General features: G+C 67.4%; 23 protein-coding genes. 7 read left to right on the forward strand and 16 right to left on the reverse strand.

Going from position 1 to position 25,408, the window contains the following annotated elements; genetic code table 11:
• Together ACNFOC_RS06040 and ACNFOC_RS06045 are read right to left on the reverse strand one after the other, a co-directional pair.
• Positions 1-1,504, reverse strand: a 1,504-nt coding sequence (locus ACNFOC_RS06040) for a lysine N(6)-hydroxylase/L-ornithine N(5)-oxygenase family protein (protein ID WP_416957364.1), incomplete at its 3' end; no start/stop codon positions are given.
• A gap of 93 nt (positions 1,505-1,597) precedes the next feature.
• Positions 1,598-2,854: a cation:proton antiporter gene (locus ACNFOC_RS06045; RefSeq protein ID WP_416957366.1), complete on the reverse strand. Its 1,257-nt coding sequence runs from the start codon at positions 2,852-2,854 to the stop codon at positions 1,598-1,600.
• Positions 2,855-3,119: 265 nt separating this feature from the next.
• Between ACNFOC_RS06045 and ACNFOC_RS06050 the strand changes: the two genes are divergently transcribed.
• Entirely contained in the window at positions 3,120-3,764 is a 645-nt protein-coding gene (locus ACNFOC_RS06050; RefSeq protein WP_416957368.1) for an FMN-binding negative transcriptional regulator, read from the forward strand.
• A gap of 62 nt (positions 3,765-3,826) precedes the next feature.
• Here ACNFOC_RS06050 and ACNFOC_RS06055 read toward each other — a convergent pair whose 3' ends face one another.
• The 3 genes from ACNFOC_RS06055 to ACNFOC_RS06065 form a co-directional block, all read right to left on the reverse strand.
• Positions 3,827-4,387, reverse strand: coding sequence for an LmbU family transcriptional regulator (locus ACNFOC_RS06055; RefSeq protein WP_416957370.1), 561 nt, complete (start codon positions 4,385-4,387; stop codon positions 3,827-3,829).
• 505 nt (positions 4,388-4,892) lie between these two features.
• The gene (locus ACNFOC_RS06060) at positions 4,893-6,029 is read right to left on the reverse strand and encodes an IS701 family transposase (protein WP_521984687.1); all 1,137 of its coding nucleotides are present in this window, start codon (positions 6,027-6,029) and stop codon (positions 4,893-4,895) included.
• Between the two features lie 234 nt (positions 6,030-6,263).
• A complete protein-coding gene (locus ACNFOC_RS06065) occupies positions 6,264-6,770 on the reverse strand; it encodes a GbsR/MarR family transcriptional regulator (protein WP_416957374.1) in 507 nt (168 codons plus the stop codon).
• 216 nt (positions 6,771-6,986) lie between these two features.
• Here ACNFOC_RS06065 and ACNFOC_RS06070 point away from each other — a divergent pair, with 216 nt between their 5' ends.
• The gene (locus ACNFOC_RS06070; protein WP_416957376.1) at positions 6,987-7,559 is read left to right on the forward strand and encodes a TetR/AcrR family transcriptional regulator; all 573 of its coding nucleotides are present in this window, start codon (positions 6,987-6,989) and stop codon (positions 7,557-7,559) included.
• A gap of 28 nt (positions 7,560-7,587) precedes the next feature.
• Here ACNFOC_RS06070 and ACNFOC_RS06075 read toward each other — a convergent pair whose 3' ends face one another.
• The 11 genes from ACNFOC_RS06075 to ACNFOC_RS06125 all read right to left on the reverse strand — a co-directional run bounded on the left by ACNFOC_RS06075 (position 7,588) and on the right by ACNFOC_RS06125 (position 20,155).
• The gene (locus tag ACNFOC_RS06075) at positions 7,588-8,478 is read right to left on the reverse strand and encodes an LLM class flavin-dependent oxidoreductase (protein ID WP_416957378.1); all 891 of its coding nucleotides are present in this window, start codon (positions 8,476-8,478) and stop codon (positions 7,588-7,590) included.
• Positions 8,478-9,638, reverse strand: a complete 1,161-nt coding sequence (locus ACNFOC_RS06080) for a thiolase family protein (protein WP_416957380.1) — start codon at positions 9,636-9,638, stop codon at positions 8,478-8,480. Before ACNFOC_RS06080 ends, ACNFOC_RS06075 begins: the two co-directional genes overlap by 1 nt.
• A gap of 131 nt (positions 9,639-9,769) precedes the next feature.
• A complete protein-coding gene (locus ACNFOC_RS06085) occupies positions 9,770-10,927 on the reverse strand; it encodes an alpha/beta fold hydrolase (RefSeq protein WP_416957383.1) in 1,158 nt (385 codons plus the stop codon).
• Positions 10,928-11,035: 108 nt separating this feature from the next.
• Positions 11,036-11,983 carry a chlorinating enzyme gene (locus ACNFOC_RS06090; protein WP_416957385.1) on the reverse strand — a complete coding sequence of 316 codons (948 nt, stop codon included), beginning with the start codon at positions 11,981-11,983 and terminating at the stop codon, positions 11,036-11,038.
• Entirely contained in the window at positions 11,980-12,261 is a 282-nt protein-coding gene (locus ACNFOC_RS06095; protein WP_416957387.1) for an acyl carrier protein, read from the reverse strand. Before ACNFOC_RS06095 ends, ACNFOC_RS06090 begins: the two co-directional genes overlap by 4 nt.
• A gap of 27 nt (positions 12,262-12,288) precedes the next feature.
• Positions 12,289-13,911: an amino acid adenylation domain-containing protein gene (locus ACNFOC_RS06100; RefSeq protein ID WP_416957389.1), complete on the reverse strand. Its 1,623-nt coding sequence runs from the start codon at positions 13,909-13,911 to the stop codon at positions 12,289-12,291.
• A 108-nt stretch (positions 13,912-14,019) separates the two neighbouring features.
• Positions 14,020-14,961 (reverse strand): ParB N-terminal domain-containing protein, encoded by a 942-nt coding sequence (locus tag ACNFOC_RS06105; protein ID WP_416957391.1) that lies wholly within the window; start codon positions 14,959-14,961, stop codon positions 14,020-14,022.
• A gap of 4 nt (positions 14,962-14,965) precedes the next feature.
• A complete protein-coding gene (ddaH, locus tag ACNFOC_RS06110) occupies positions 14,966-15,808 on the reverse strand; it encodes a dimethylargininase (RefSeq protein WP_416957394.1) in 843 nt (280 codons plus the stop codon).
• 66 nt (positions 15,809-15,874) lie between these two features.
• Positions 15,875-16,636, reverse strand: a complete 762-nt coding sequence (locus ACNFOC_RS06115) for a thioesterase II family protein (protein ID WP_416957396.1) — start codon at positions 16,634-16,636, stop codon at positions 15,875-15,877.
• An 11-nt stretch (positions 16,637-16,647) separates the two neighbouring features.
• Positions 16,648-18,939 (reverse strand): S9 family peptidase, encoded by a 2,292-nt coding sequence (locus tag ACNFOC_RS06120; protein ID WP_416957398.1) that lies wholly within the window; start codon positions 18,937-18,939, stop codon positions 16,648-16,650.
• A gap of 25 nt (positions 18,940-18,964) precedes the next feature.
• Positions 18,965-20,155 (reverse strand): cytochrome P450, encoded by a 1,191-nt coding sequence (locus ACNFOC_RS06125; RefSeq protein ID WP_416957400.1) that lies wholly within the window; start codon positions 20,153-20,155, stop codon positions 18,965-18,967.
• Positions 20,156-20,450: 295 nt separating this feature from the next.
• Here ACNFOC_RS06125 and ACNFOC_RS06130 point away from each other — a divergent pair, with 295 nt between their 5' ends.
• From ACNFOC_RS06130 to ACNFOC_RS06150, 5 genes are all read left to right on the forward strand, one after another.
• Positions 20,451-20,981 carry a toxin-antitoxin system HicB family antitoxin gene (locus ACNFOC_RS06130; RefSeq protein WP_416957401.1) on the forward strand — a complete coding sequence of 177 codons (531 nt, stop codon included), beginning with the start codon at positions 20,451-20,453 and terminating at the stop codon, positions 20,979-20,981.
• Between the two features lie 32 nt (positions 20,982-21,013).
• The gene (locus tag ACNFOC_RS06135) at positions 21,014-21,889 is read left to right on the forward strand and encodes a DUF4097 family beta strand repeat-containing protein (protein WP_416957403.1); all 876 of its coding nucleotides are present in this window, start codon (positions 21,014-21,016) and stop codon (positions 21,887-21,889) included.
• A 403-nt stretch (positions 21,890-22,292) separates the two neighbouring features.
• Entirely contained in the window at positions 22,293-23,255 is a 963-nt protein-coding gene (locus ACNFOC_RS06140; protein ID WP_416957405.1) for an efflux ABC transporter ATPase subunit, DrrA-related, read from the forward strand.
• A complete protein-coding gene (locus ACNFOC_RS06145) occupies positions 23,252-24,043 on the forward strand; it encodes an ABC transporter permease (protein WP_416957407.1) in 792 nt (263 codons plus the stop codon). The genes ACNFOC_RS06140 and ACNFOC_RS06145 overlap by 4 nt, the downstream gene beginning before the upstream one ends.
• A 79-nt stretch (positions 24,044-24,122) precedes the next feature.
• On the forward strand, positions 24,123-25,382 hold the full coding sequence (locus tag ACNFOC_RS06150) for a cytochrome P450 family protein (protein WP_416957409.1): 1,260 nt from the start codon (positions 24,123-24,125) through the stop codon (positions 25,380-25,382).
• Positions 25,383-25,408: the final 26 nt, after the last annotated feature.

Raw genomic sequence — 25,408 nt, forward strand, 5'->3', positions numbered from 1 at the left:
GTCGCATATCGGCACAGCCCCGCGCCTGCCCCCGGAAGTCGAGATGCGGGGCCTCGGGCTCCTGAGGTTCCTGAGCCGGTTGGGACATCGCTGTCTCCTCTGCCCGGTCGGCGACCGCTACCGCACGCTCATCGGGCTCGCCCACCACGACCTGGGCCCAGACCGCCTTTCCCACGGGTTCGACAGGAAGGGCTCGCGCGAGTTCGTGTTCCACTCGCCGATGGCTGATGACTGATTCTGCTATCTCGCCGCTGCGTATGGCGATGTTGGACAGCAGGGAGGACGTCAGTCCGTGCGTGTGCTCGGTGCCGCCCTGCAGATAAATCCCGCAGGTAAGCGCGGGATCGGCCACCAGGCGGTAATCTCGCTCGACTTGGTGCCGGCCGGACTGGTCGCGCTTGCAGTACCGGTCGAGCTCGCCGAGCAGAGGTGTCGGCTCCATGTTGTGGTAGCCCGTGGCGAACACGCAGATGTCGACGGTGATTTCCTGCAAGTCGCTGTCGAGCAGCAGGACACGCCGCTCGTCACCGTCGTGCACGACCTCGGTGACCCGAGTGAGATTCAGGAAGTGCAGCCGCCTGGCGCCCTGGACATCCTCTGCGTACGAGCGGCGGTACAGGTCCCTGATGACCTCGTCGTCGGCAACCGAGTAGTTGGTGTTCCTGTGGTAGTCCCAGAACGCCTGGCGCATCCGGTCCGTGCCGAAGTAGTAGTCGTCCACCGCACCCGGGTCGAACACCTGGTTGGCGAAGGGGGTGTCGTCGGCCAGGGAGTACCCGTACGACGGGACAATGGCGTGCACCTGCGCGTCGGGCAGCGCGTCGTACAGAAACCGGGTGATCTCGGCCGCGCTCTGACCCGCGCCCACGACGGCGACTGACTTGAGGCTCGCTGGGTCCGTCCGGCGGAACCGAGACAGAAACTCCGAGCTGTGCCACACCCGGTCCTCCCGCCGCACGCCCTCCGGCATCCGCGGGACGAGCCCCGTAGAGATCACCACGTTTCGCGCGCAGATCGTCTGGATGTCGCCGCTCTCCCGCTGGCGGACCTCCACCTCCAGGTGGGCCGGCGCGCCGGGTTCGGTAGCCCCAACGGGCAGTCGTATTCGAAGAACCTCCGAGCCGTATGCGACCCGGTCGGTGAAGTGCGCGGCGGTCCACTCCAGATACTGGTGAAACTCCTGCCGGGTGGGAAAGAACGTCTGGGTGTTGACGAAGCGCGCCAACCGGTCCGAAGCGTGCAGATACGACACGAAGCTGTAGCGCGAGGCCGGATTGCGAAAGGTGGCGATGTCCTTGAGGAACGGGATCTGCATCGTCGCGGACGGCAGCAGCATGTTGCGGTGCCATCCGAAGGATTCCTGGCGCTCGAAGAAGAAGCCCGTGACCTGTTCACCCGGGTTGTGGGTGTTGTGCTCTTCGAGGGCGACAGCCAGCGACAGATTGGACGGGCCGAACCCGACGCCGATCACGTCGTACAGCTCATCAGGCGAACCAGCAGCCACAGAAATTCCCTTCACCCAGCGCTGCCGCGGTGGGCAGCGTTCTTCGGCCGGTCAGTTCCACGGGTTCGGCATGGAGTCCAAAGGCGGTGCCCGTCACACGCCCTTCTCGACACTTTCCTGGAGTACGGGTATCGCCCCGTCCTCCTGATGAGGTTTCAGATACTGCAGCAGCGGTCCGGTCATGACGGTGGTGACCAGGGCCATGATGACCATCGCGGTGAACACCCTGTCGTCCAGCACACCCAGTCCGAGACCCACGTTGAGGATGACCAGTTCCGTGAGGCCACGCGCATTGAGCAGGACACCGAGCGTGACCGCCTCCCGCCCGGTGGCACCGGACAGACGGGCCGAGGTGGCTGCTCCGGCGAACTTGCCCAGACACGCGACCAGGATCACGGCCACGACCATCACGAGGCCGTGGCCGCCCAGCCCGCCCAGATTCACCGAGAGCCCGGTGACCGTGAAGAACACGGGCAGCAGGAAGAGACTCGTCTGCTCGATCCGTTCGGCGACCTCCGGTGCTCGGGCGTCGATCTCCTCACGCGGCACCACGGCCCCGAAGGCGAAGCCGCCAAAGACAGCGTGCAGCCCGATCTCGTTGGTGGCCCAGGCCGACAGCAGGAGGCCGGTAACGAGCACGGCGTGGATCACGGGACCGCCGGCCGACCACCGTCCTCGCGCGGCCAGCAGCCGACGCAGCCCAGGTCGCACGACATAGAGCAGGGCCAGCACGAAGGCTCCTGATTCGAGCAGCATCCGCACCAGGGGCCAGGTTCCCCCGGCGGTGGCGATGACGACGATGACAGCCAGCACGCACCAGGCCAGGAAGTCCTCGATGGCCGCGCAGGTGACCGCCATAGAGCCGATCCGGGTGCGTTGCAGCCCCCGCTCTGTGATGATCCGGGCCAGCACCGGGAACGCGGTGATGGCCATCGCGGCTCCGAGAAAGAGCGCAGGCGCAAGCGCACCGTCGGTCTTGAGCTGCGACTTGTCGTACCAGGAGTAGAGCAGCAGAGCCAGTCCGGCGCCGAGCACGAACGGCAGCGTGACCGAGCTGAGAGAGACGACGACGACCTGGCGGCCCGCCCCGCGCAGCCGGAACAGGTCGAGCTCGTAGCCGACGCCGAACATGAAGAGCACCAGCCCGAGTTGGGCGAACCCCTGCAGGAGCGGCCGGGTGTCCGCCGGGAACAGCTGGTCGGTGAGATGGCCCGGCAGGAGTCCCAGCAGGCTCGGCCCGAGAGCGATGCCGGCGACGATCTCGCCCATCACCGCCGGTTGGCGAAGTCGTCCGGCAACGCGGGCGAAGACGAATGCGACGGCGAGAATAAGGGCAAGCCCCGCTAACATGCTTCCGGTTATCGCATCGCCGGACCGCACAGCCTCGAAATACGAGTCCAATCCAGGCACCTCTTCTCGCTCATTCGGACAGCACGGCGAGTATCCGAGAATCGACTTGGAATCAGACCGGACTTTACACCCCGTACCCCGCCTCACCGCCAGAGTGAAGTCACGCGCTAAATCAGGGGAGTTGAAGGATGCGTGTCCTGGCGACGGGACACGGCCTCGACGGATACTCCGCCGTCCGAGCGGATTTCATCGAAAGGACCACGACATGTTCGTTCCTCGTCCATATCGAGAACCGGACGGATCATGGATGGTGGATCTGATAGACCACAATCCGTTGGCGTTGCTGACGACCAACGGTGAATCTGGCCACGGTCCATCGGCCACACATCTTCCAGTCATCCGCGATCCCCAGTGGACAGGCGAATGGACCTCGGATCTCGCGGGCACTCGCCTTCTCGGCCACATGAACGCAAACAATCCACACTGGTCGGCACTGCGGAACGGCGATCCGGTCCTGCTGATATTCAATGGACCGCACGCCTATGTCTCTCCCACGGTGTACCGCACCACCCCGGCAGCACCGACCTGGAACTTCACAGCCGTCCATGTGCACGGCATCGTGGAGAAGATCGATGGATCCGAGGACACCCTGGACGTGGTGAAATCCACGGTCCATGCCTTCGAGGGCTTCTTCGGTGCCGGCTGGGACATGGCCGAATCCGTCGACTACTTCCGGAAGATCCTTCCCGGTGTGGGCGCCTTCCGGGTCGATGTGCGACGGGCCGAGGGCATGTTCAAGCTCAGTCAGGAGCAGGACCCCGAGGTCCGCGGTCGGGTACAGCAGGCGTTCGCGCAGAGCGGTTGCAGCCGCCATCGTGAGACCGCTCGCTTGATGGGCCTACTCCCCTAGCGCCATCGGTCCTCACCGTGGTCGGCTGCGGAACCCCTCAGCCGACCATGGTGAGGCCCGGTTCAAGCCCCGCCCTCCGGCGCGTCGGCCAAGGCTTCCTGCAGCTCAAGAGTCCGCTCGGCCGCATGGTCGAGCGTCGTCAGCACCCATTCGTCGAGATCGGTGCCAAGCCGTTCGGCCGCCTTGCGCCACTCCCGGAAACGATTGTCAGGCACCTCAAGCCGACGAACGGTCCGGTCGGTCCTGCCTGCCGCGTCCTCACGCGAGTTCTGGATCGCGTTGCGCAGCTGCTTGGTGGTCCACTTCATCTGCTCCGCCGTGTCGAGCCAGTGCTCCTGCTCCGGCACGGGGAGCGAGGCGACCTCCGCGTGATGCTGAAAGCTCAGCGTGGCGCGCCGTCTCGTCACGTCGAACCGACGGGAGACCCAGGCGTAGTTGCGCAGCGTCTGGTACTTGAGCCCCGCGGCCCGAATCCCCATTTCGTAGCGATCCCCGTAGTTGTCCTTTCCATATACCAGCCAGTCACCAAGCCACCACGCGGAGGAATCGACCAGTCCTGCCAGTTGACGGCCGGCTCGCTCCCACGACTCGAAGTTCAAGCCTGCCGGTATCTGAAGCCCCATACGCGTGGTCATAACGTCGGTTCGCTGCGCGGCTTCCGAGACTAAACGTCTCTTCAACGGTCCGGAAACTGATGGCTTGTTCGACGGTAGTGTTCTTGGTAATTGTGCGTTACGCGTAGCGCCCACGAGCACCTCCATGTACCGGTGGATCCTGCGAAGTCGAGGGTTCGCCCGACTGCCGCCGGCCACCTCCATCGGACGGGTTCCGCACGCTCTTTACTTCACCTGCGGGTGCGTCTTTTCGGCCAACTGCGGCCGACTTGACGCAATGTCTCCGGTGATTCGGTGCCAGTCAAACCCAGCGGCACCAAGCCGGGCAAGCGGTATCGAATCGCCGAACGCGACTTTCACATGTCCATACGCGGCCCTATCGGACCGTCACGATGTGGATCAGCATGAGGCGGCAGCCGTTTCGGCCACGGTGCGAGGAAAACGCGCCGCTGTGACGAACAACCTATGGCTGAACAGCAGCTATGGCGTCGGCGTCTACGACCGGACGAGCCTTTCACGCGTTCCCGAGGCGTCCGTAAGCGTAGGCGGCGGACACCAGTGTCATGTGATGGTGCCAGCCAGGGAACGAACGCCCTTCGAAGTCAAATAGCCCGAACCATCGCGCCATCGCGCTCACGGCGGTGGCGGGGCCGGCCGCCAACTCCGTCAGCCCGACAGCTTCGCGGAAGCTTCGATGAGGGAAGTTGGTGATCCAGATCCGATCAGGGAACCCGCCGGCAACCGTCTGACCGAAAAGTCGGTAGAGGTCCATGGCAGGTCCGACGGAGGGTAGCGCGGGCAGGCGGACCGGTACGGACAGGACTGGCGCGGTTCGGTTTTCGGCCCCACGAGTGCCGGGCCGGACGGTCTCCAGCGCCGAACCAGACGAGACCAGATGCTGCGCGGCGGGCGCCAACGTACCGGCCCCCGGGCATTCACCGAGGATCAGCGGAAGGTCCGACGGGACCCCGATGACGAAGGCATACCCGCGCTGATCCAATCCACGGATCAGCGGACCGAGGGCCCTTTCGTCACTCAGGTCGGCGACGACGGGCCGGACGGAACATGTGTGCGCCGCCAGGGATTCCACCAAGCCGAGGGCGTGTGCCCACATGGGCCGGTACCGTTCGGTGTCAGGAACGCGGGTGCGTCGACGCAACTGCATGTTCCCGTTCCACGGACCGGGCAGCGACAGTTCCCAGGCCACGGGTATGTGGGCGCTTCCGACACACAGGAACGCGCCGTAGCCGAGTTGGCAGTTCAGGGTCCGATCGGACAGCGGATCGTAGTGGCGGTGAACGCCGACCGATCGTTCCCCGCGTTTAGGCAAGAATGCACGGCCGATCGACCACGCCCTGACAGAGCGATGATCCTCGGCCCAGGAAGCGAGTTCATGGAGAGCCGGCCGCCAGTGCCACGGGCTGACGTTGACGAACTGCCGCAGTGACTGCGCGGCGGCCGGAGAGGCCGAGATGGCCCGGGCGAGACGGCTGATCGACTTCTTTCCGGGCGTTGCCAGCAGGGCCGCCATGTAGGCATGGGCCCAGCGCCTCTGGTCCACGCGCAAGAGGTGTCCGAAAATCTGCGCGCAGAAATACTCCAGGCCCCTCCCGACGGCGTTCGTGTCGTCAAAGCCGCTGTGCGCGTCCAGAGTGTCAACTTCGAAACAACTGACCACAGTTCCCCCGTAGCTCTACGTTGATATCTCCTTGACGGAACGATGGTCACGCGCTGTCACATTGGGGCACCGAGGAAGCGGGGACGGGGCAGCTCCGTGGGCGACACATCGGCCCACGCGCAGCAACACCCAGGCGCACCCAACCTTCAGGAGACCGGCTCGAGTTACCGAGCCGACCTCCTCGTCGGATCACAGCGTGTCCATCGCCTATTCGATTGGTGTCGTAGGTGTCGTCGGACAAGCTTCCGTGCGAAGTTCATCGCGCCGAACGCGCCATTCGTCCAGGAGCCCGGGCAGCCGCTCGGCAAAGAACTCGGCCAATGCGATCTTCTCTTGAAGAGGCACCATGCGCTCCGGCGGGACGTCGTCCAACAAGGCCAGCCCTTCCCGGAACAACGCCGCGTGTTCCTTGTGGACGGCGGAGTCGAAGTGCTGCGGTTGATCGTCCACAGGACACAACCGGATTCGGTCGGCCCGCTCACCGGCCATGCGCGTCCGTCGCGCCATCCCGAAACTCTCCAGCAGCTTGACCGCACCGGTGACGGCACTCCGGCTCGCCAGTAGTGAATCACTGAGCTCGTCGATCGACTGCTGCGGGGAATCACAGACAAGCAGGTAGCCCAGCAGGCGTCCAGCCATCGGCGGAAACCCGAACCGACGTGCATAGAAGTGTCCGACACGGTCGGCGAAGGTGAGCTGCGCGTCCTGCGGCACTTCGAGACGATAACATTGATGCCTGAAGTAACACAAATATGTGTCATCACGGCTGCGACCGGGGGGATTCTTCCGCTTCATGGCCTTGAGCAGGCAAAGGAGCGGGTCACGTTGGTAAAGGCCGAGGACTTGACTGCCGGACAGACCCCACGGTCGCCGGAGAGTGTCTGGCTCGGACGGGCCCCAAGCCGCCGGCGCCGCGGGGCTGCTCCGGGAGTGAAGCACCTGGACCGTGAACGGATCGTCACCGCCGCAGTCCGGCTCCTGGACGCCGAGGGTGAAGCACGATTCTCGATGCGCCGTCTGGCCAGCGAGCTTGAGGTCACCGCGATGTCGTTGTACTGGTACGTAGACACGAAGGACGACCTGCTCGAGCTCGCCCTGGACGCCGTGACGGGGCGAATGGAGTTACCAGATCCTGCCGACGCCGGACGCGACTGGCAGGACGACCTGCACGCGCTGGCCTTGGCCTGGCGGCGTGCCATGATCGCCCGCCCTTGGGCGCTGCATTGTTACGGCCGGTTCCCCCATCCTGGCCCGCACGGTCTGCGATTCTCCGAGCACGTTCAAGCCGTCCTCGCGCGTTCCCCCTTGCCCGACGCACTGCGGCCGACCGCACTCTCCGCCGTCCTTCGGTTCCTGTTCGGCTCCGCGTCGCTGGAAGGTCGTTGGACAGCGCCCGGACGGCAGCCGCACGACCAGGAGGCCGAACAGGACTTCCACCGGGGACTCGGCTGGCTGCTCTCGGGCATGGGCATGGACGCGTCCGTCCGGGACCGGCGTCGCTGAGCGCGGTCCCGGACGAGGCCCCGAGCCGTCAGGCGTGCGCGGGGGTATATAGTCCCGCGCTGCCCAAGGCCGCGAACAGTGCGCCCAGGGTGGCTGTGGGGTCGTCCGCAGCGGGTGAGACGACGACTTCGGATGCTCCCGCACGTACGTATTCGGCCATCCGCTCGAGACATCGCTCCGGCGAGCCGACGATCAGGTGGCGGGCGACCACCGCGTCCGGAAGCCCGTAGAGTCGTCCGAGCCAGACGGCGGCCTCGCGCTCCTCCGCGACGCTGTACGTCACGCGTACCCACAGGGCGACGGCCCGTTCGACGTCCTCGGGCCTGCGGCCACGCGCCTTGAGCATCGCATCGAGCGTGGAGAACCGTTCGGCGAGCCCGTCCGGCGACACGAACAACGGAATCCAGCCGTCACCGAGTTGAGCGACACGACGGGCGGCGCGCCGACTCGCGCCCCCGATCCACACCGGTGGCGCGATAATGCGCTGATGCCCGTACCGGTCCTCCGTGCCCGCCCACAGGCGACGGAGCTCCGCGATGTCGGCGTCGAGCCGGGCGCCGCGGTCGTGATACGGAACGCCGACAGCGGCGAACTCGCCCTCGTGGATCCCCGCGCCCACGCCGAGGATCAGGCGACCGTCGCTGACGTGCTGGATGGTTGAGGCGGTCCGGGCGACTTCCGCGGGCCGGCGAAGTGGCAGTTGCAGTACACATGTGCCGATGCGACAGCGCTCGGTGGCCGCGGCCGCGAGCGTCACAGCGGTCAGGCACTCGTAGACGGGCGAGTGCCAAAGGACATGGTCTGTCGCCCACAGGGATGTCACCCCGAGGCCCTCGGCCCAACGGGCCAGTCCGGGGATGTCGTGGTGCAGCCCGCCGTCCTGCGGCAGCATGGGCAGCACGAGGCCGAGGCGCAGCACTACCTGGCCTCGATCGCAGTGGCGACCATGACAGACGCGTCGCCGTCTGTGATGCCCCCACAGTTGAAGGTGACCCCGATGCGCGGATCTCCCTGCTGCCGCTGGCCTGCCGTGCCGCGCAGATGGTGGGTGATCTCGACAATCTGGGCGAGCCCAGTCGCGCCCACCGGATGGCCCCGGGCGATCAGGCCACCGCTGGGATTCACCAGTGGTGCACGGCCGCCGACAGAAGTGTCGCCCGCAGCGGTGGCCGCGCCGGCTTCCCCCTCGGCGAACAGTCCGATGGCCTCGAGCGTCCAGATCTCCTCGGCGGCGGTGACGTCGTGCACCTCGATCACGTCCACGTCTCCGGCTCCGATACCCGCCGTCTCCCACAGACGCGACGCGAGGGCGGCGGTCCGGTCGTGCCACTCCACCGTGCCGTCACCGGAGACGACCACCGCTCCCCGCAACACGGGAGACCGGCCGTCGTCAGGCGCTAGTACGACGCCACAGGCGCCGTCGGTGAAGGACGAGCACATCGGGCGCGTCAGCGGATCCACGACGGGAGGAGCGTTCATCACCTCCTCGATTGTGAGGCGGGCCCGATGCTGCGCCACGGGGTTCAGACTCGCGTGCAGACGTGCCTTGGCGGCCGCGGCCGCGATCTGTTCCAAGGTGGCCCGGCCGTCATCGAGCATCCGCCGCGCCCACAACGCGTTGAAACCCGTCAGCAGGGAGGGCGCGATGCCGTCGAAGCGGGCGGCGTACGCCCCTCGGAGGTCTGCGGGCAGACCACGTTCGAGCGCCTCGATGGTCACCTCACGGCTGCCCGTGAACATCTTCTCCACCGCCACCACAAGGACCGGCGCTACTCCGGCCCGCACCGCCAGCATCGCGTTATATACGGCGGAGGAACCTCCCGCGCAAGCGTTCTCGACGTTAAGCATGGGGGTGTTGCCGAACCCCGCTCCGCGCAGCCACACCTGTGCGCGGACCATGTCCTGGCCGGAGAGCGTCCCTGCCATGGAGTTCGACAGCACCACGAGTGCTATGTCGTGAGGCTCCAGACCGGCGTCCTTGACGGCACCCAGCGCGGCCCGCTGGGCCAACTCCTTCACGTCGGCCCCGAGTTTCCCGTAACCGGTCTCGAACACCCCGATCAAACTGGCTCGTGTCATTGCCCTCTCCACTCACATTGTTCCGCGCCCTGGGCCATGCCGTGCGCGGCCGAGGTTCGTCCCTACCTGCCGCTCAGACGCGTGCCCCGCTGACGGGACACGCGCGCGTCCGGCAACGGGGCCGCGCCCGTTCAGGGAGCCGGAACCCGATGCCTCGTCATGAACTCCTCCGCTACGCGCAGGAGTGCTGCGTCCGCGCTGAACAATGAGATGTGGTCGCCGTGCGGCTCAACCCTCAACTGCCCTCGGGGCAGGCCGGCAGCCACCCGCTGCGAACCCTCCGGATGGGCGATGTCGTCGTCCCTGCTGGTCACCACCAGCGTCGGAAGGCCCACCCTGCCGAGGTAGGGCTCCACGTCGGTGCCCGTGATGCCGAGGTTGAGCCGGCAGTACCGGTACAGCAGTTCCGCACTGGAGTACGGGTACAGCACGAGATGCGCCACGTCGGCGGGTGTGCTGGTGAGCATCGCCCGGCAGAAGGCCGCGTGCACTGCCTCCGCCGCGGTTCGGCTGCGGGCCGCCGCGGTCATGAGCTCGATCAGTCCGTGCTGGTGGCTGGTCTTCGGATAATCCTCGCCGAACCCGTAGGCACCGTGCCACAAACTGAGCGAGCGCACTCTCGACGGCTCTGCGGCCGTGGCCACCAAGGCGATCGCCGCGCCGCCGCACAGGCCGATCATATGGGCGTCCCGCACTCCGTGATGGTCCATCACCGCGAACAGGTCGTCGGCCTGTGCGCCGATGTGCGTCGCCGGTTCCACCTCGTGGCCCGAAGCACCGAAGAGACCCCGGCTCTCCCAGGTCAGCACCCGGCGGTCGCGGGCGAAGAACCGCATCCAGGACTCCGCCAGCGCGGCCGGCATGCCGCAGGCGGGCACCAGAATCACCGTCTCCTCGCCTTCGCCCGCCGCATACGCGTTCAGTGGTGCGCCGTCGGCCGAGACGACCGTGTCCCTCCGCGAGAAGCTATCGAAACCCTCCGCCAGGGACTCGGACACCAGGGCGTCGACCTCGCCCAGACGGTCGACCGGCACCACGCCCACGGAGTCCAGCAATTCTCCAAGAGCCAGCCGCTCGCTGATCACGCGTTCGAAGACATGGAGGTCGTCGAGGCGGTCCTCTCTGGACAGGACCAGTCCGCGGACCTCCGCGCGACGGGCCACCCGGTCCAGCAGTGCGCGCAGGGCGCGCCACTGGCCAGGCGGCCGGTCCCCGGCCCCGACGTCCCTGCCGCGAACGACGGCGACGACCCGCACGGGCGCGGCGATTCCCTCTACCAGCGGTCTCACCGACTGCACGGCCGCAGCGAGGCGGGCGACAGCCGACCGTGTTTCCGGCCCTAGCATGCGGCCTCCTTCTCGCGTTCCGTCTCGGGCTGTTCCACGGGGCCGGGCGCGTCACCTCTTGGGGAACACGTGGCCCTTTGTCGTCCGTGTGACCTTCCGGTTGTGCGTGTACCTGTCGGTACCCGCGACGAGGACCGCGCCGTACTCGCTCAAACTCACCCGGCCGCCGTACTCGTCGACCTCTTCGGTGTCGGGATACACGTGCACCGAGGTCGGCACGTACCGTCCGGCGAAGCCCAGCCGCATCTCTTTGTCCTGGGCACTGTGCGGCTTGGACGCGTGCATCATGGTGGACCAGAACAGCACCGCCTCACCGGGGCGCATAACCATGGACACGGCGCGCTCCTCGGGCGGACGCCAGTCCGGGTCCTTCTGCAACTGGCGGTAGTCGTAGCCGTAGAAGCCGCGGGTGACACCGCTCTTGGCCTGCTGGTTGATCTTGTTCGGCTGGTAGTGCATCCCTTTCGACTCGTCGTAATGCATCGTGCGCTGGCTGCCCGGGATGAACTGGAGACAGCCAGTGTCCTCGGCTGCCTCCGTGAACGCCGTCCAGACGGTGATCGTGCCGCCGAAGTCTTTCTGCTCCTCGGGCCAGAGGATCTGCGGCCTGCCCGAGGCGAACGCGAAGGTGTCGGCCTGGTGCCAGTCGGTGCCCTCGTCCCCGGGGTACTTCGGGAAGAACTCCGAGCGCCAGCACAGAACATCCGGTCCGAGCACCGCAGCCACGCGGTCGACGATCTCCGGTCGGCAGATGTGATCGGCCAGGAAGGTCGAGTCCAGGTGGCGGTCGTAGTTCGCGATGTTGGTGTTGCCCGCCTGGGCGTCGCCCTCGTCATAGACCGCGTCACTGCGGTCCATCAGCCGCAGCCGCTCGCGCCGCCACAGCCGCCGCATCTCGTCCTCTTCGTACACCTTGAACGGGCCCAGGTAGCCCAGTTCGTGGAACCTGGCGACCTCTTCGGGGGTCGGTGTGAAGCTCTGCTGCACCGCGTTGCTCATCGTGCACCCTTTTCTGCGTCGTGGTCCTTAGCGCCGGTCTCGGCGTCGACAAGTGCGGCCAGTGAGTCGATGCTGGCTTCCTCCAGTTCCGCGACATCGAGCTTGATGCCGTACTGCTCGTTGAGTTGCGCGACGATCCGGATGAAGGCCAGCGACGTCACGCCCTGGTCGAAGAGGTCGACGGCGGGGTCGACGCCGCCGCGCTCCAGCACCTGGGCGACGACCCCCTTCACCGACTCGCGTACTTCGGTCGCGGGTACCTCGGACGAAACGGTCATGACGCCGGCCCCTTTCCCACGGCGAGCTCATTTCCCGAGCGCATCACGGTTCACCTTTCCTTGAAGAGTCATGGGGAACTCCGGGACGATCACGTAGCGAAACGGCCGCAGATGTCTGGGCAGTTCGCGGCGCGCGTGCCGCTCCGCCGCCTCGGCGAGCCGGTACGCCTCCTGCCCCTGGCGGTCGATGGGCCGTACGGGCAGCAGATAGGCAACGAGCCGCACATCGCCGTCCCCGAACTCACGTGACGCAGCGACGGCCCTCGCCACGTCCGGTATACGAGCGAGGCATTCCTCGATCTCGCCGGGCTCGATCCGATACCCACGGATCTTCAGCTGGTCGTCCATCCGGCCCAGGTAGACGAGTTCGCCGTCAGGTTGCCGCATCGCTCGGTCTCCGGAGCGGTACAGCCTTTCCTCTCCCAGTGGTGGCGGCGATGGCACGAACCGGGAGGCGGTGAGCTCCGGCCGGTTGAGGTAACCGCGGGCGAGTCCGGCACCGGCGACGTACATCTCCCCCGGAACGCCGTCGGGTTGCGGCTGGCCCTGCTCGTCGAGCACGTACACCCGCAGGTCGGGCAGGGGTACGCCGATCGGGCTGACCCCGTCGCCCTGGGTGACGTCCGCCGCCCTGACGGGTCGGTAGGTGCAGTGCACGGTGGTCTCCGTGATGCCGTACATGTTGACCAGTTCGGGCGTCCGGTCGCCGTGCCGCTCGACCCATGGGGCGAGCATCCGGGGGTCCAGCCGCTCGCCGCCGAAGATGACCAACCGCAGGGCGAGACCCGACGTGGTCGCCTGGTCGGACTCGTCGAAGAGCACGGTGAGCAACTGGTGGAAGGCGGAGGGTGTCTGGTTCAGCACGGTCACCCGCTCTCGGCGCAGCAGCGCGACCATGTGCTCCGGCGACCGGGACACGGTCTCGGGCAGCAGCACGAGCCGGCCGCCGTGCAGCAGGGCTCCCCAGATCTCCCACACGGAGAAGTCGAAACTGATGGAGTGGAACAGCGACCATGTGTCGTTCTCGTCGAACCGGAACCAGGGCTGGGTGCTCTCGAACAGCCGCACCACGTTCCGGTGCTCCACCATCACGCCTTTCGGCTCGCCGGTGGAACCACTGGTGTAGATGACGTAAGCCAGGTCGTTTCCGGACGGCTCCGACCGCGGCCCGGTGCGTGCGGGCGGAGCACCGGGCACGGCCGGGTTTCCTTCCGTGTCCACCCAGACGAGGGCGGGGTGACGTCCGCTCAGCGGCCCCAAAGTGTCCTTCGCGGTAACGACGATCGGCACCGCGCTGTCGGCGAGCAGGTAGTCGAACCGCGGGGTGGGGTAGTCCGGATCGATCGCAACGTATGCCCCGCCGGCCTTCAGGATGCCCAGCATCGCGACCACGGCCTCGGCGCTGCGTCGAGCGCTTAGGCCAACCAGGACTCCCGGCCGCACCCCGAGCCCGACGAGCCGCGCTGCGAGACGGTCGCTGCGTGCGTCGAGTTCGCCGTACGACACGGGCCCCTCGGGCGCGGACAGAGCGATCCGGTCCGGAGCGGACCGGGCACGTTCGGAGAAAATTGTGTGCAGGCAGTCAGCCGACATCATGAATTCCGTTCGCGCGGCATTGGAAATAGAAATGAGAGCCCATTCGTCGGGCAATCGGCCGGAATCTCGGAACAATTCGATGGTAACGAAGGGAATCCTCTGGCCGGTAGTCCCGACGGGGTGTCCAACCGCCGGTTATCCGCGTCTGGACAACTGGTTCAGTCATTCACCAGAAAATTGTGCGGAAATTCGCTCGGCCAGGTCCGCCCACATGCGCGCGGAGTCGCGTGCCACCTCCTCCACCAGCGCGGCACAATGAGTCGGCACTTGGTCGAGAATCCTCTGCCATTCCTCGGCGGTCATGGCTTGCGCGTTCAGGATCCGCAGCAGTGCGCGTCCGGACTCGGTTTGCCGGAGGGCGGGATCCGCCGTGAGCCGCCGCAGAATCGCCTCCTGATCGACCACGGGCGGCCGTGGCTGGGGCCGGGGTGCTCTGTGTTCGGGCGTCGACGCCTGTGGTCGGCCGTAGAGCAGCCGGTTCCGTACGGCACGTACGGTCTCCGGTGAGATTCCGGCCGCCCGGGCGACCTGACGCAGCGAGAGATCGGGGTTCTCCGTGAGGAGATCCTGGGCGAGCGTGCGGCGCCGCGCGCCGTCGACGGGCCGAGTACGGCCGTCCTGCCCGATGCGGACGCCAGAGGGCTCGTCGTCGGTGATCCGTCTGCGCATCTCCGCGACGGTCCGGGCGGAGATGCCGGCGGCCGACGCGATCATCCGGTCCGACCACTGGGAGTGCGTCGTCACGATGCGCTCGGCCGCGGTGACGCGGTCCTTGAGGGACAGCGGCAGGCCGTGTCCCACGTTCGCCCGGACCGCGATCACGAACGCGTCCTCGCCACTGCCGTCGAAGAAGCGAGCGTTGATGTACTGCTCGTCCCGCAGTTTCGCCGCGCGTACGCGGTGTGCTCCGTCGATGACCCGCATGGTGGCGCGGTGCACGATGATCGGCGGCAGCTCGTCCTCGGCGGCGGCCAGGGCGCGCACGTGTTCCTCGTTCTCGCCGGAAGCCCGCGGCGATCCCTCCGTCACGAGCTCCACAACCGGAAGGTGGACCACCTCGTCTCGCACCGCCAACAGCGCATCCGGGTCCGAACGGCCGCTCATCTCCTCACTCCACGGGGCGGGGCGCCGCCTGGGCCGTCCGCAGTTCGAGCGTGCAGCACTTCACCCCGCCACCCGCCTTCAGCAGCTCGGTCAACTCCACTCCGACCGGCTCGAACCCCCGCTCGCGCAGTTGTCCGGCGAGCCTCTCGGCCGCCCGGGCGAGGACGACGTGGCGCCCGTCGGACAGTGCGTTGAGTCCGAAGGCGAGGGCATCCTGTTCGGTGGCCTGGATCGCGTCCGGGAAGCGGTCGGCGAGCAGTTGTCTGCTCTCGGCGCTGAACGCGCCCGGGTAGTACATGATCTCGTCGTCGTCCAGGGCGGCGAGGGCGGTGTCCAGGTGGTAGAAACGCGGGTCGACCAGCGTCAGCCCGAGCACCGGCCGGGCGAGGAACTCCTCGGCCTCTGCCCAGGCCGCGGGCTCGCTGCGGAAGCCGGAACCGGCCAGCAGCACTCCGCCAGCCAGCAGAAAGTCCCCCTCGCCCTCGTTGAACCGGCGCGCCTGCCGGACCTCGGTCCAGCCACGCTCACGGAACCACTGCGTGTACGCGGTCGATTCCGCCGTCCGCTGCGGATGCCGGAAGCGGGCGACGAGTGCTCTGTCGTCCACCACGACGGCTCCGTTCGCGGCGAAGACCATGTCGGGCAAGCCGGGGCACGGCGGTATCAGGTCGACGGTGTGACCGAGTGCCACCAGCACGTCGTGCAGTCGTTTCCACTGTGCGAGACCGGTGGCCGCGCTCGTCGGCGCGCTCGGGTCCATCCATGGGTTGATCGAGTAGCTGACCGTGAAGTGCGTGGGCCGGCACATCAGATACCGGCGGGGCCGCATCGTGCGGACACGCTCCACGCGCCTGCCTGACGCCGTTCGCAACACTGTTCGTCCCCCTCTTCCCCTTCGCGATGGTCGGTGCGGTCACGCCGCCGGCAGTCGCTCGGCGATCGAGTTGACGAGCGCCGGCTCATCGTCGGCCAGATAGAAGTGCCCGCCCGAGAAGGAGAGGGCTTCGAAGCTGCCGCCCGTCAGCTCCCCCCACAGAGTCAGGCCGGCGTGGTCGACGTCCGGGTCTTCGGTGCCGCCCGTCGCCAGCACCCGCGTGTGCAGCACGGGCGGGTCGCCCGGCTGGTACCGCTCGAACAGGCGGTAGTCGTCGCGAATCATCGGCAGCAGGACCTGGACCAGGTCGGGACTTGCCAGCAGTTCCCCGAAGGAGGCATTGTCCCGGGCGACTTCGGCGGCGAACTCCGGGTCGCCGAGTCTGTGCACCTCGCTCGGCGACTTGCGGTGGGGCGCGATCACGCCGGAGACCACCAGGAGATCGACGACGGGTCCGTGCCGGCGTTCCAGAGCTGCGGTGACCTCGTAAGCGACGTAGGCGCCCATGCTGTGGCCGAAGATCACCAGCGGATCGCCGGTAAACGGTTCCACCGCCGAGGCTATGTCGTCGGCCATGTCCTCGATGGCGTCCGCCGGGGGCTCACCGTAGCGGTCCTGCCGTCCCGGGTACTGCACCGAGTAGACGCCCAGGTCCAGCGGCAGGTACGCGGGCCAGGTCCGGTAGGTGTGGGCGGTGCCGCCTGCGTGCGGCAGACAGATCAGCCAGCGGCTGGCACGCAGTCCCGGGCTGCTGCACGGCCTGAGCCAGAGTCCGTCCGCGATCGCTTTCCTGATGTACATGCCTTGTCCCCTCAACCGAACAGGTCGGCGATCGCTTCCTCGTCCATCGGAGCGGGTGCGAGCCGATAGCCCGCCGGCGGTTCGGCATGCATCAGATGGCGGACCAGGAAGTCCCACCGGCGCCGGTCGAGGTAGTGCTGGTAACCGACGAAGGCGTGGTCCGAGCCGGGCACGACGAGGAGCTCGAAGTCCTTGTCCGCCTCGATGAGACGTTCCACCAACCGCATCGTCAGATGCGGTGAGAAGCTGTCATCCAGTCCCCCGTGCACCAGGAGGAGTTTGCCGGTTAGCCGGTCCGCGCGGTCGACGTTGGACGCCTCGGCGTACGCCTGCGGATCGAACGGACCGTTGTACATCTCGGCGACACCCTGCTCGGCGTAGCGCAGGTCGTGCACCCCACACTCCGCGACCCCCGCCTTGAACACCTCGGGAAAGTCCAGCATCGCCCGGACGGCGGCGAACCCTCCGGAGGACATCCCGAAGACCCCGACCCGGTCGAGGTCCATCCAGGGGCGGCTGTCGGCAAGCTCACGGAGCGCCGCCACATGGTCGACGAGTCCCGCCGCATCGCCGACCCGGCCGTAGGAGGCGTCGTGGAAGGCTTTGTCGCGTCCTGGGGAGCCGCGCCCGTCCATGCCGACGACGACGAACCCGAGCGCCGCGAGCGCCTCGGCGTCGAAGCCGTAGTAGCCGGGGTCGAAGGCGGGCGTCACCCGGGTCGCGCTCGGGAAACCGTAGGGGTGGTCGAGGACGGGGTACCGCTTCGCCGGATCGAAGTCGTGTGGCCGGTAGAGCACTCCGTGGATCTCGGTGTGCCCGTCGGCCGCCGTGGCACGGAATCGTTCCGGTGGCGTCCATCCGACCGCGCGCAGTCGCGAGTCGTCGGCCCGGCTCACTTCGACGAGCACGGCTCCGTCCCAATCCCGCACGCTGATCACCGGCGGGAGTTCATGGGTCGATGCCGAGTCGACGAAGTACCTGGCGCCCGGGGGCACGGTCACGACATGGTCCAGTTCGTCGTCGGTGACCGTGGCGAAACCCGAGCCGTCCAGCCCCGCCCGGCACACCGTGCGGCGGTAGGGGTCGTCCTCCACGAGGCCCGACGCCACGAAGTAAACGACTCGCCGTTCCTCGTCGACGTGCAGGATCTCCTGCACCGCCCACGCTCCCGACGTCACCCGCGCCCGCAGCTCGCCGTCCCGCGTTCCGTAGAGATAGAGGTGCCCCCAGTTGTCGCGCTGGGAGTACCACAGCACCTCTGTCCCGTCGGACAGGACCTTCACGATCGGCGTCTGTCCCAGCATCTGTGCGGGCTCGACCCGCGTGGAACCCGATTCGGTCAGGACGGTGCGCTCCTCGCCAGAGGTCGGATCGAGCCGGTGCAGGCTCAGCTCCTTCGCGTCCCGTGTCGAACTCAGGTAGTACACGGCCGAAGCGTCCTCGGCCCACCATGCCCAGCGCCGGGAGATCGGCGACATCAGCGGCATGGGGACCGGTTCCGCCTGCGCGGGCACCGCTTTCGCGGACTCGACGTCCAGCACCACGAGTTCGGCGAGCGGCATGTGCTCGTCGCCGGGGAAGGCGAACCGCTGAGTGCGCAGCCTGGGCGCCCCGCCGTCGGCCGGCAGGGCCTCGATCAGATGTGTCTCCCGGACACCGCGCATGTCGGTCCGGTGTGTCAGCACGCGCCGGGAGTCGGGGGACCACAGCACGGCGGGCGGCAGGTGAGAAATGCCGAGCTTGCCCAGCAGCGTGGAGTACATGAAGTAATCCGGGTTGGCGCCGTAGTCGCGGTCCGCCGAACCGTCGTCGGTGAGCGTCCACTCCCGCCGGTTCGCCAGCGACCGGGCGCTCAGGTCGTACTCCTGCCGGAACACAGCGTGTCGGCCGTCCGGGGCGACAACGTCGAGTAGTTCACGGGGCGGCGGGGCTTCGTGGACGGCGCAGGTGTAGTCGTCCAGACCGCACCTCCAGTGCTGGCCAAGCGCGTCGAACTCGACGGCGTCGCCCACCGGCTCGAAGGCCACGAACGGAAGCGCGTCCGGGTCGACGTCCTGTCCGGAGACGGCCGCGAGCGCGGCGGCGAGCCGGACGTGGTCGAAGGCGGGTGTCCGAGTGCCACGCGCCGGGTCGACGAGGAGGAACCGGACCCCTTCCGGGGTGGCCGTCCGGAACCAGAAGCGAGCACCACCCTCGATCCACCGCGGCCGTATCTTCGCGCCGGGCACGAGCTTCGCCCGGTTGTGCCGCAGCAGTTGCTCCGCCGTCCGGTAGACGCGCTCGTCCAGTGTGCTGGGGTTCATCGGGTTCTCCTCCTGGACGGCCGGATCAGCCGACGACGGGAAGCCTGGTCACACCGTTGAGGTTGGGGTTGGTCATGAAGGCCGGTGGGTTGTCGGGGTCGCAGCGCAGTGCGGGGAACCGGTCGAACAGCGCGTTCATGGCGATGCGCCCCTCGCGCCGCGCCAGGGCCGCCCCGATACAGAAGTGCACTCCCCGGCCGAAGGCGATGTGCGGGTTGAGTTCACGCGCGGGGTCGAAGGTGTAGGGATCGCTGAAGACCCGCTTGTCCCGGTTGGCCGTCGAAAGCCATACGGCGACCATCTGGTCCGGTCCGATCGTCACGCCCCCGACATCGGTGGCAGCCGTCGTCACCCGCACCATGCACGCGATGGGAGTCAGATAGCGCAGCGACTCCTCGAGCAGTGTGGGGACCGCTGTCCGGTCCTGCCGGACGGCCCGGTCGGCTTCCGGGTGGGCGTCGAGGCACAGCACGGTGTTGCTGATGAGCAGTGTGGTCGTGACGTGTCCGGCGACGAGCATGACGTTGGCGAAGTTGGCCACCTCGTTCTCGGTCAGCCGCTGGCCGTCCACCTCCGCCTGGACGAGGGCGGTGAGCAGGTCCTCGCGCGGGTGGGAGCGCCGGTCCTTGACGTGTTCTCGCAGATAGTCGGTGATGTGGCGGACCTGTTCCATGGCGTCCGCCACCGCGTTGTCGACGCTCACGTCGCGCTCCCCGAGCGAGAACTCCGTCGTCGTGCTCATCATCCGGTCGACCCACCCGTTGAGCAGGTCGTGGTCGCTCGCGGGGATGCCGAGCAGCTCCGCGATCACCGTGACGGGCAGCGGGTAGGCGAAGTCGGCGATCAGGTCGAAGCCAGCCCGATCGGTCACCCTGTCCAACAGGTCCTGCACGATGGCGTGGACGCGGGGTTCGAGCTCGTCGATCGCCCGGGGCGTGAAAGCGTGCGTGATGAGCTTGCGCAGGGCGGTGTGCCGCGGCGGGTCCAGTTGGGTGATGGAGCCCTCGTCGAATTCGCGCCGCTCGGGTATCAGGCGTCCTGTGTCCGACGAGAAAATATGCGGGCTGTTCGCGACGTGCAGCGCCTCGGCATGCCCGTACACGTTCCAGATGCCGGTTGTCTCGTCGAAGACGACCCGCTCGGACGATCCGCTTTCGCCGTACATCCAGAAGTAACGCTGTCGGTCCAGATCCCATTTTTCAGCCAGCGCGGACATAGCGCTCCCGTCATCACCGATTCGACAGTAAAGACCCTGGGTATTTCCGGATTTCAACACGTGTATTTATTCACGCACGAATTAGCGCGGGTCCGAGTCTTTCAGACGGGCGTCGCCCTGTCGACGGTCCGCCTACTCGACTGTCCTGTCGCCAGGACAAGGACGACCCCAAGAAAAGGCAGCAGCATTTACCGTGCTATTCGAGGGGCGATCGCGATGTCCATTGCGGGGCCGATCCTGCGCACTACGTCGAGCCGGACTTGCGATGGCGCCAGAGAGGCGCCACACTTACGCCATGGATCTCAAGCCCTACGTCGACGGCCTCCACCGCGAACTCCTGGCCTCTGCAGGGTCGAGCGACGGCGAGGCCATGGCGTTGGCGGAGCGCCTGGCCTCGTCGGTCGCATCGGCGACCAGGCTCACCATGCTCGACGTGCTGTCGGCCGCGGCGGACGAAATCACCCGGGATCTGGTGCCCGGCTCGGTGGAAGTCCGGCTGCGCGGACGCAACCCGCATTTCGTCGTCACGCCCCCCGGCCTGGACGAGCTACCGGCGGAGGACTTCGAAGCAGCCACGGCCGCCCCCGTGCCGGAGGGGGCGCCGCCACTCCCCAGCGGCAACGAAGGCGCGGTGGGGCGCATCAACTTCCGCCCACCGGAACAGCTCAAGGCCCGGATCGAGGCCGCCGCTGCCCAGGAGGCAATGTCCGTGAACGCCTGGCTGGTCCGTGTCGCCACGGCCGCACTGGATCCCGGCACGTCACAGCCCCGCCCGGGCAACCGCGGCTCCGGACCGACTCGGCGCTATGTCGGCTGGGTCGGCTGAGTCCTTGGACCACCACGACAGGAGGGCTTCCGATGCCCGAGTTCAGCACACCCGAGCCCATCACCGTCGAACTGAGCATGAGCAAGGGAAGTCTGTCGGTCATCGCCAGCGACCGCACCGACACCGTGGTACGCGTCACCCCCGGTGACAAGGCCGCCGTCGCCGACGTCAAGGCTGCGCAGCAGACCGAGGTCAGCTACCTGGCAGGCCGACTACTGGTCAGGGCGCCGGAACCGAGCTGGCTGACCGGCATCGTCGGCGGGGGCGGCTCGATCGATATCACCATCGAACTGCCGGCGGGTTCCAGCTTGCAGGCCGAGGTGTCGAAGGCGCATATCAGGGCCGAGGGACGGCTCAACGACGTCCGCCTGGAAAGCGTGTCCGGCGACACGCACCTCGGACACGTGGGCATCCTGCACGTGGACACCGTTTTTGGGCATGTCACCGTCAACGACGTGTCGGAGTACGCGAACATCAACGGGGTCTCGGGCAAGGTGCAGCTGCGCAAGGTGTCAGGCAGCGCCGTGATCAAGGGGGTGAACGGCGACGTCCGGGTCGGTGACAGCGGCAGCGACCTGCACGTCAGTACGGCCGGCGGTGACATCTTCGTGGACAACGCCGGGCTGGGCGTCACTGCTAAGACCGCGAGCGGCACCATTCGTCTCGGCCGGGTGGGGGAGGGCGAGGCCGAGCTGTTGACCGGGTCGGGTGAGATCGAGATCGGCGTCGGCGAGGGCTCTGTGGCCTGGATCGACGCACGCAGTACGACCGGCTCCGTGCGCAACACCCTCAAGAGCCAGGACGGCCCTCCCCCTCAGGGGGAGACCGTCAAGGTGGTGGCCCGCTCGCGGCACGGCGACATCATGATCCACCGCGCACAGGCAACGGGCTCGACCGCTTCCGCCTGAAGGATTCAGAGGCATCACGTCGGCCGCCACCCCAGCACGCGGGGTGGCGGCCGACGTCGTTCACCCGCCAGGAGTGTGTATCGGAAGGCTGTAGAGGGCGTGCTCGCAGGTTCGTCCGCCACGGCTGCGCGGGCCTCTCACGCCGAGCCTGCGCCACTCCGCTTGATATGGCGCCACTAAGGCGCCATACTTACGCCATAGCTCAGGCACCCTTCCTTGTGTCCTGGCGACGGGACACAAGCGCACCCCGCTCAGGTCGGTTCGACAGCCACCTTCGCGCCGCGGCGGCTCCCGGTACGTATCCACGCAAGCGCCGCCTCCCCTGGAGCCGGATACGCAGCTCCCAGTTCGAGGCCGCATCCACAGCGGAATTCCCATTGCTCGAAAGGGAAGAGTTATGACGATGACTGGTCCACCCGCCATCAAGGCGACCGGTCTGCGCAAGTCGTTCGGAGAGAAGCTGGTCCTCGACGGCATCGACTTCGAAGTTCCCTCCGGGCGCATCTGGTCGCTGCTCGGTCCGAACGGCGCGGGCAAGACGACTCTGGTGCAGATCCTGTCCACCCTCATCCGACCGGACGCCGGAACCGTCCAGGTCGCCGGCCACGACCTCCTGCAGGATCCCGGGGCGGTCCGCGGGGCGATCGGCGTCACCGGGCAGTTCGCCGCGGTCGACGAACTGCTCACCGGCGAGGAGAACCTCGTGCTGATGTGTCAGCTGTACCGCCTCTCCCGCGAGGAGACCCGGCAGCGCACCGACGAACTGCTCCAGCGGTTCGACCTGGCAGGCGACGACGCGAAGAAGCTCGCCGGTGCCTACTCGGGCGGTATGCGGCGCAAACTCGACCTCGCGATGACCCTGGTGGGCCGACCCCGCATCATCTTCCTCGATGAGCCGACGACGGGTCTCGACCCGCGCAGCAGGCGGACGATGTGGTCGATCATCCGTGGTCTCGCCGCGGACGGTGTCACGATCCTCCTCACCACCCAGTACCTCGAAGAGGCCGACGAACTGGCCGACAGCGTCGCGGTGCTCCACCAGGGCGGCTTCGTCGCGCAGGGCACCCCCGCCGAACTCAAGCGCCTCGTGCCGGGCGGCTACATCCGGCTCACCTTCGAAACATCGGAGCAACTGGCCCTGGCCGCCCAGGCGTTGGGTACTCCGGACGTCAACGAGGAGTCGCTGAGCCTGCGTCTGCCCAGCGAGGGCGATCTGCGGTCGATGCGGCAGGTACTCGACCGGCTCGACCAGGCATCGGTCAACGCGTCCAGCCTGTCGCTGCACAGTCCCGACCTCGATGACGTGTTCCTCACCCTCACCGGCCAGACCGAGGCCGCCGACGGACACCAGGAGGCGGTCCGATGAGCACTCTCTCCTTCGCCCTTCAGGACTCGTCGACCATGCTCCGCCGCAATCTGCGGCACGCCATGCGCAACCCGTCGATGCTGCTCGGCACCGTGGTCATGCCCTCCGTATTGCTGCTGCTCTTCGTCTTCGCCTTCGGCGGCACGATGGGCAACGGCCTGGGAGCCTCCGGGCAGGGCATGGAATACGTCGACTACCTTGCCCCGGGCATCCTTCTGCTGGCGCTGACCGTGGGAGCGATGGCAACCTCGATCTCAGTTGCGGTCGACATGACCAAAGGGGTTATTAACCGGTTCCGCACGATGCCCATCTCGCGTGCCTCCGTTCTCACCGGGCACGTTCTGGGCAGCGTGATTCAGTCGATGATCAGCCTCGTCATCGTCATCGCCATCGCACTCCTCGTGGGCTTCAGGCCCACAGCGGGTGTCCTGGAGTGGCTCGGGGCCTTCGGGCTGATGGCTCTCGTCAGCTTCGCGCTGACCTGGGTGGCCGTCGGATTCGGCCTCCTCGCGAAGACCGTGGACTCGGCGAGCAACATGCCGATGATCCTTCAGATCCTGCCCTTCATGTCCAGCACGTTCGTGCCGGCCGAGTCGATGGCCCCGGGCCTGCGCTGGTTCTCCGAGAACGAACCGTTCACACCGATCACCCAGACACTGCGCGGTCTGCTGCTCGATCAGCCGATCGGCAACGACTGGATCACCGGGATCGCCTGGTGCCTCGCCATCGCACTGGCCGGCTACCTGTGGTCCAAGAAGCTCTACCAGCGCGACCCGCGCCACACCTGACGCGGAAGAACCGCTCCCGGACACCGCCGTGCCCGGGAGCGACCAACGCCTCTACCGTCTGCACAGCAGGAGGATTGCCATGTCCACCGAATCACCCGAGCTACCCGATGTCCTCTCCGACGCGATGATGGCAGACCCCTACCGCGGCTCCGGGCTGCTGCGCGAGCAAGCCCCTGTGGTGCGCGGCCGGTTGATGGGCGTCGTCTCCGTCTGGTACGTCACCCGCTACGAGGAGGTCCTCACGGTCCTCAGCGACCGCAGGTTCGTCAGCAACATCGCCTCGGTGACGGGCGATCAGGGCGACGACGCCAGGACGCAGATGGCCGAGAAACTCGGCGTGCCCGTCGAGGACTATCCGTACCTCGCCAACGGGATCCTCGGCCAGGACGCACCGGCCCACTCCCGACTGCGCAAACTCGTCACGCGTGCCTTCACCGTGCGCCGCGTCAACGACCTGCGCCCCCGGCTCGAAACCGTCGCCGAATCGCTCATCGGCAGGTTCGCCGACTCCGACCGGGAGGTCGACCTGATCCGGGAATATGCGTATCCGTTCTCGCTCACGGTGATCTGCGAGCTCATGGGCATTCCCGAGTCCGATCACGCGGCCTGGCACAAGTGGAGCAGCGGCCTCGGGTCTCTGGAGCCCGGCGTCATGCCGGCGGCGCTGCACGACATGATCGCGGGCGTCCGGGAGATCATCGAGCGGCGCCGCGACTCACCCGCGGACGATCTGCTCACCACACTGATCAGGAACCACGACGAGGACGGCGACCGTCTGAGCGTCGAGGAGCTGATCACGTTCGTGATCACTCTGATGACCGCCGGGCACGAGCCCTCGACCCACGCGCTCGGCAACAGCATCGCGGAGCTGTTGGTCCACCCCGACCAGCTCGCACGGCTCAAGCAGGATCCGGAGCTGTGGCGTACGGCCGTGGACGAGCTCGTCCGCCGCTGCGGACCGACCCAGGTGTCCGTACCGCGGTATGCCGCGGTCGACGTCGAGCTCGGCGGCGTGCAGATCAAGGCCGGGGACGTGGTGCAGCCCATGCTCACCTCGGCCAACTACGACCCGCGGCAGTTCACCGAGCCCGAACGGTTCGATGTCGCGCGCAGTATGACGGGTCCCGGCCACGGACACGTCGGCTTCGGGCACGGCCCGCACTACTGCCTCGGCGCCTATCTGGCAAAGCTCCAACTCGGCGTCGCGCTACCGGCGTTGTTCGACCGGTTCCCCGAACTGTCGCTCGCGGTCGCCTCCGAGAACCTCCCCTGGCAGAAGGTGCCGGGCCTGCGCCGGCTGACCGCGCTGCCGGTGGAACTGGCTTCCGCCGCCCGGTGACACGCAATGCCGCATCTCCTAGCAAG

Source organism: Streptomyces colwelliae (assembly GCF_048158785.1).
In the GTDB taxonomy this organism is placed as follows: Bacteria; Actinomycetota; Actinomycetes; order Streptomycetales; family Streptomycetaceae; genus Streptomyces.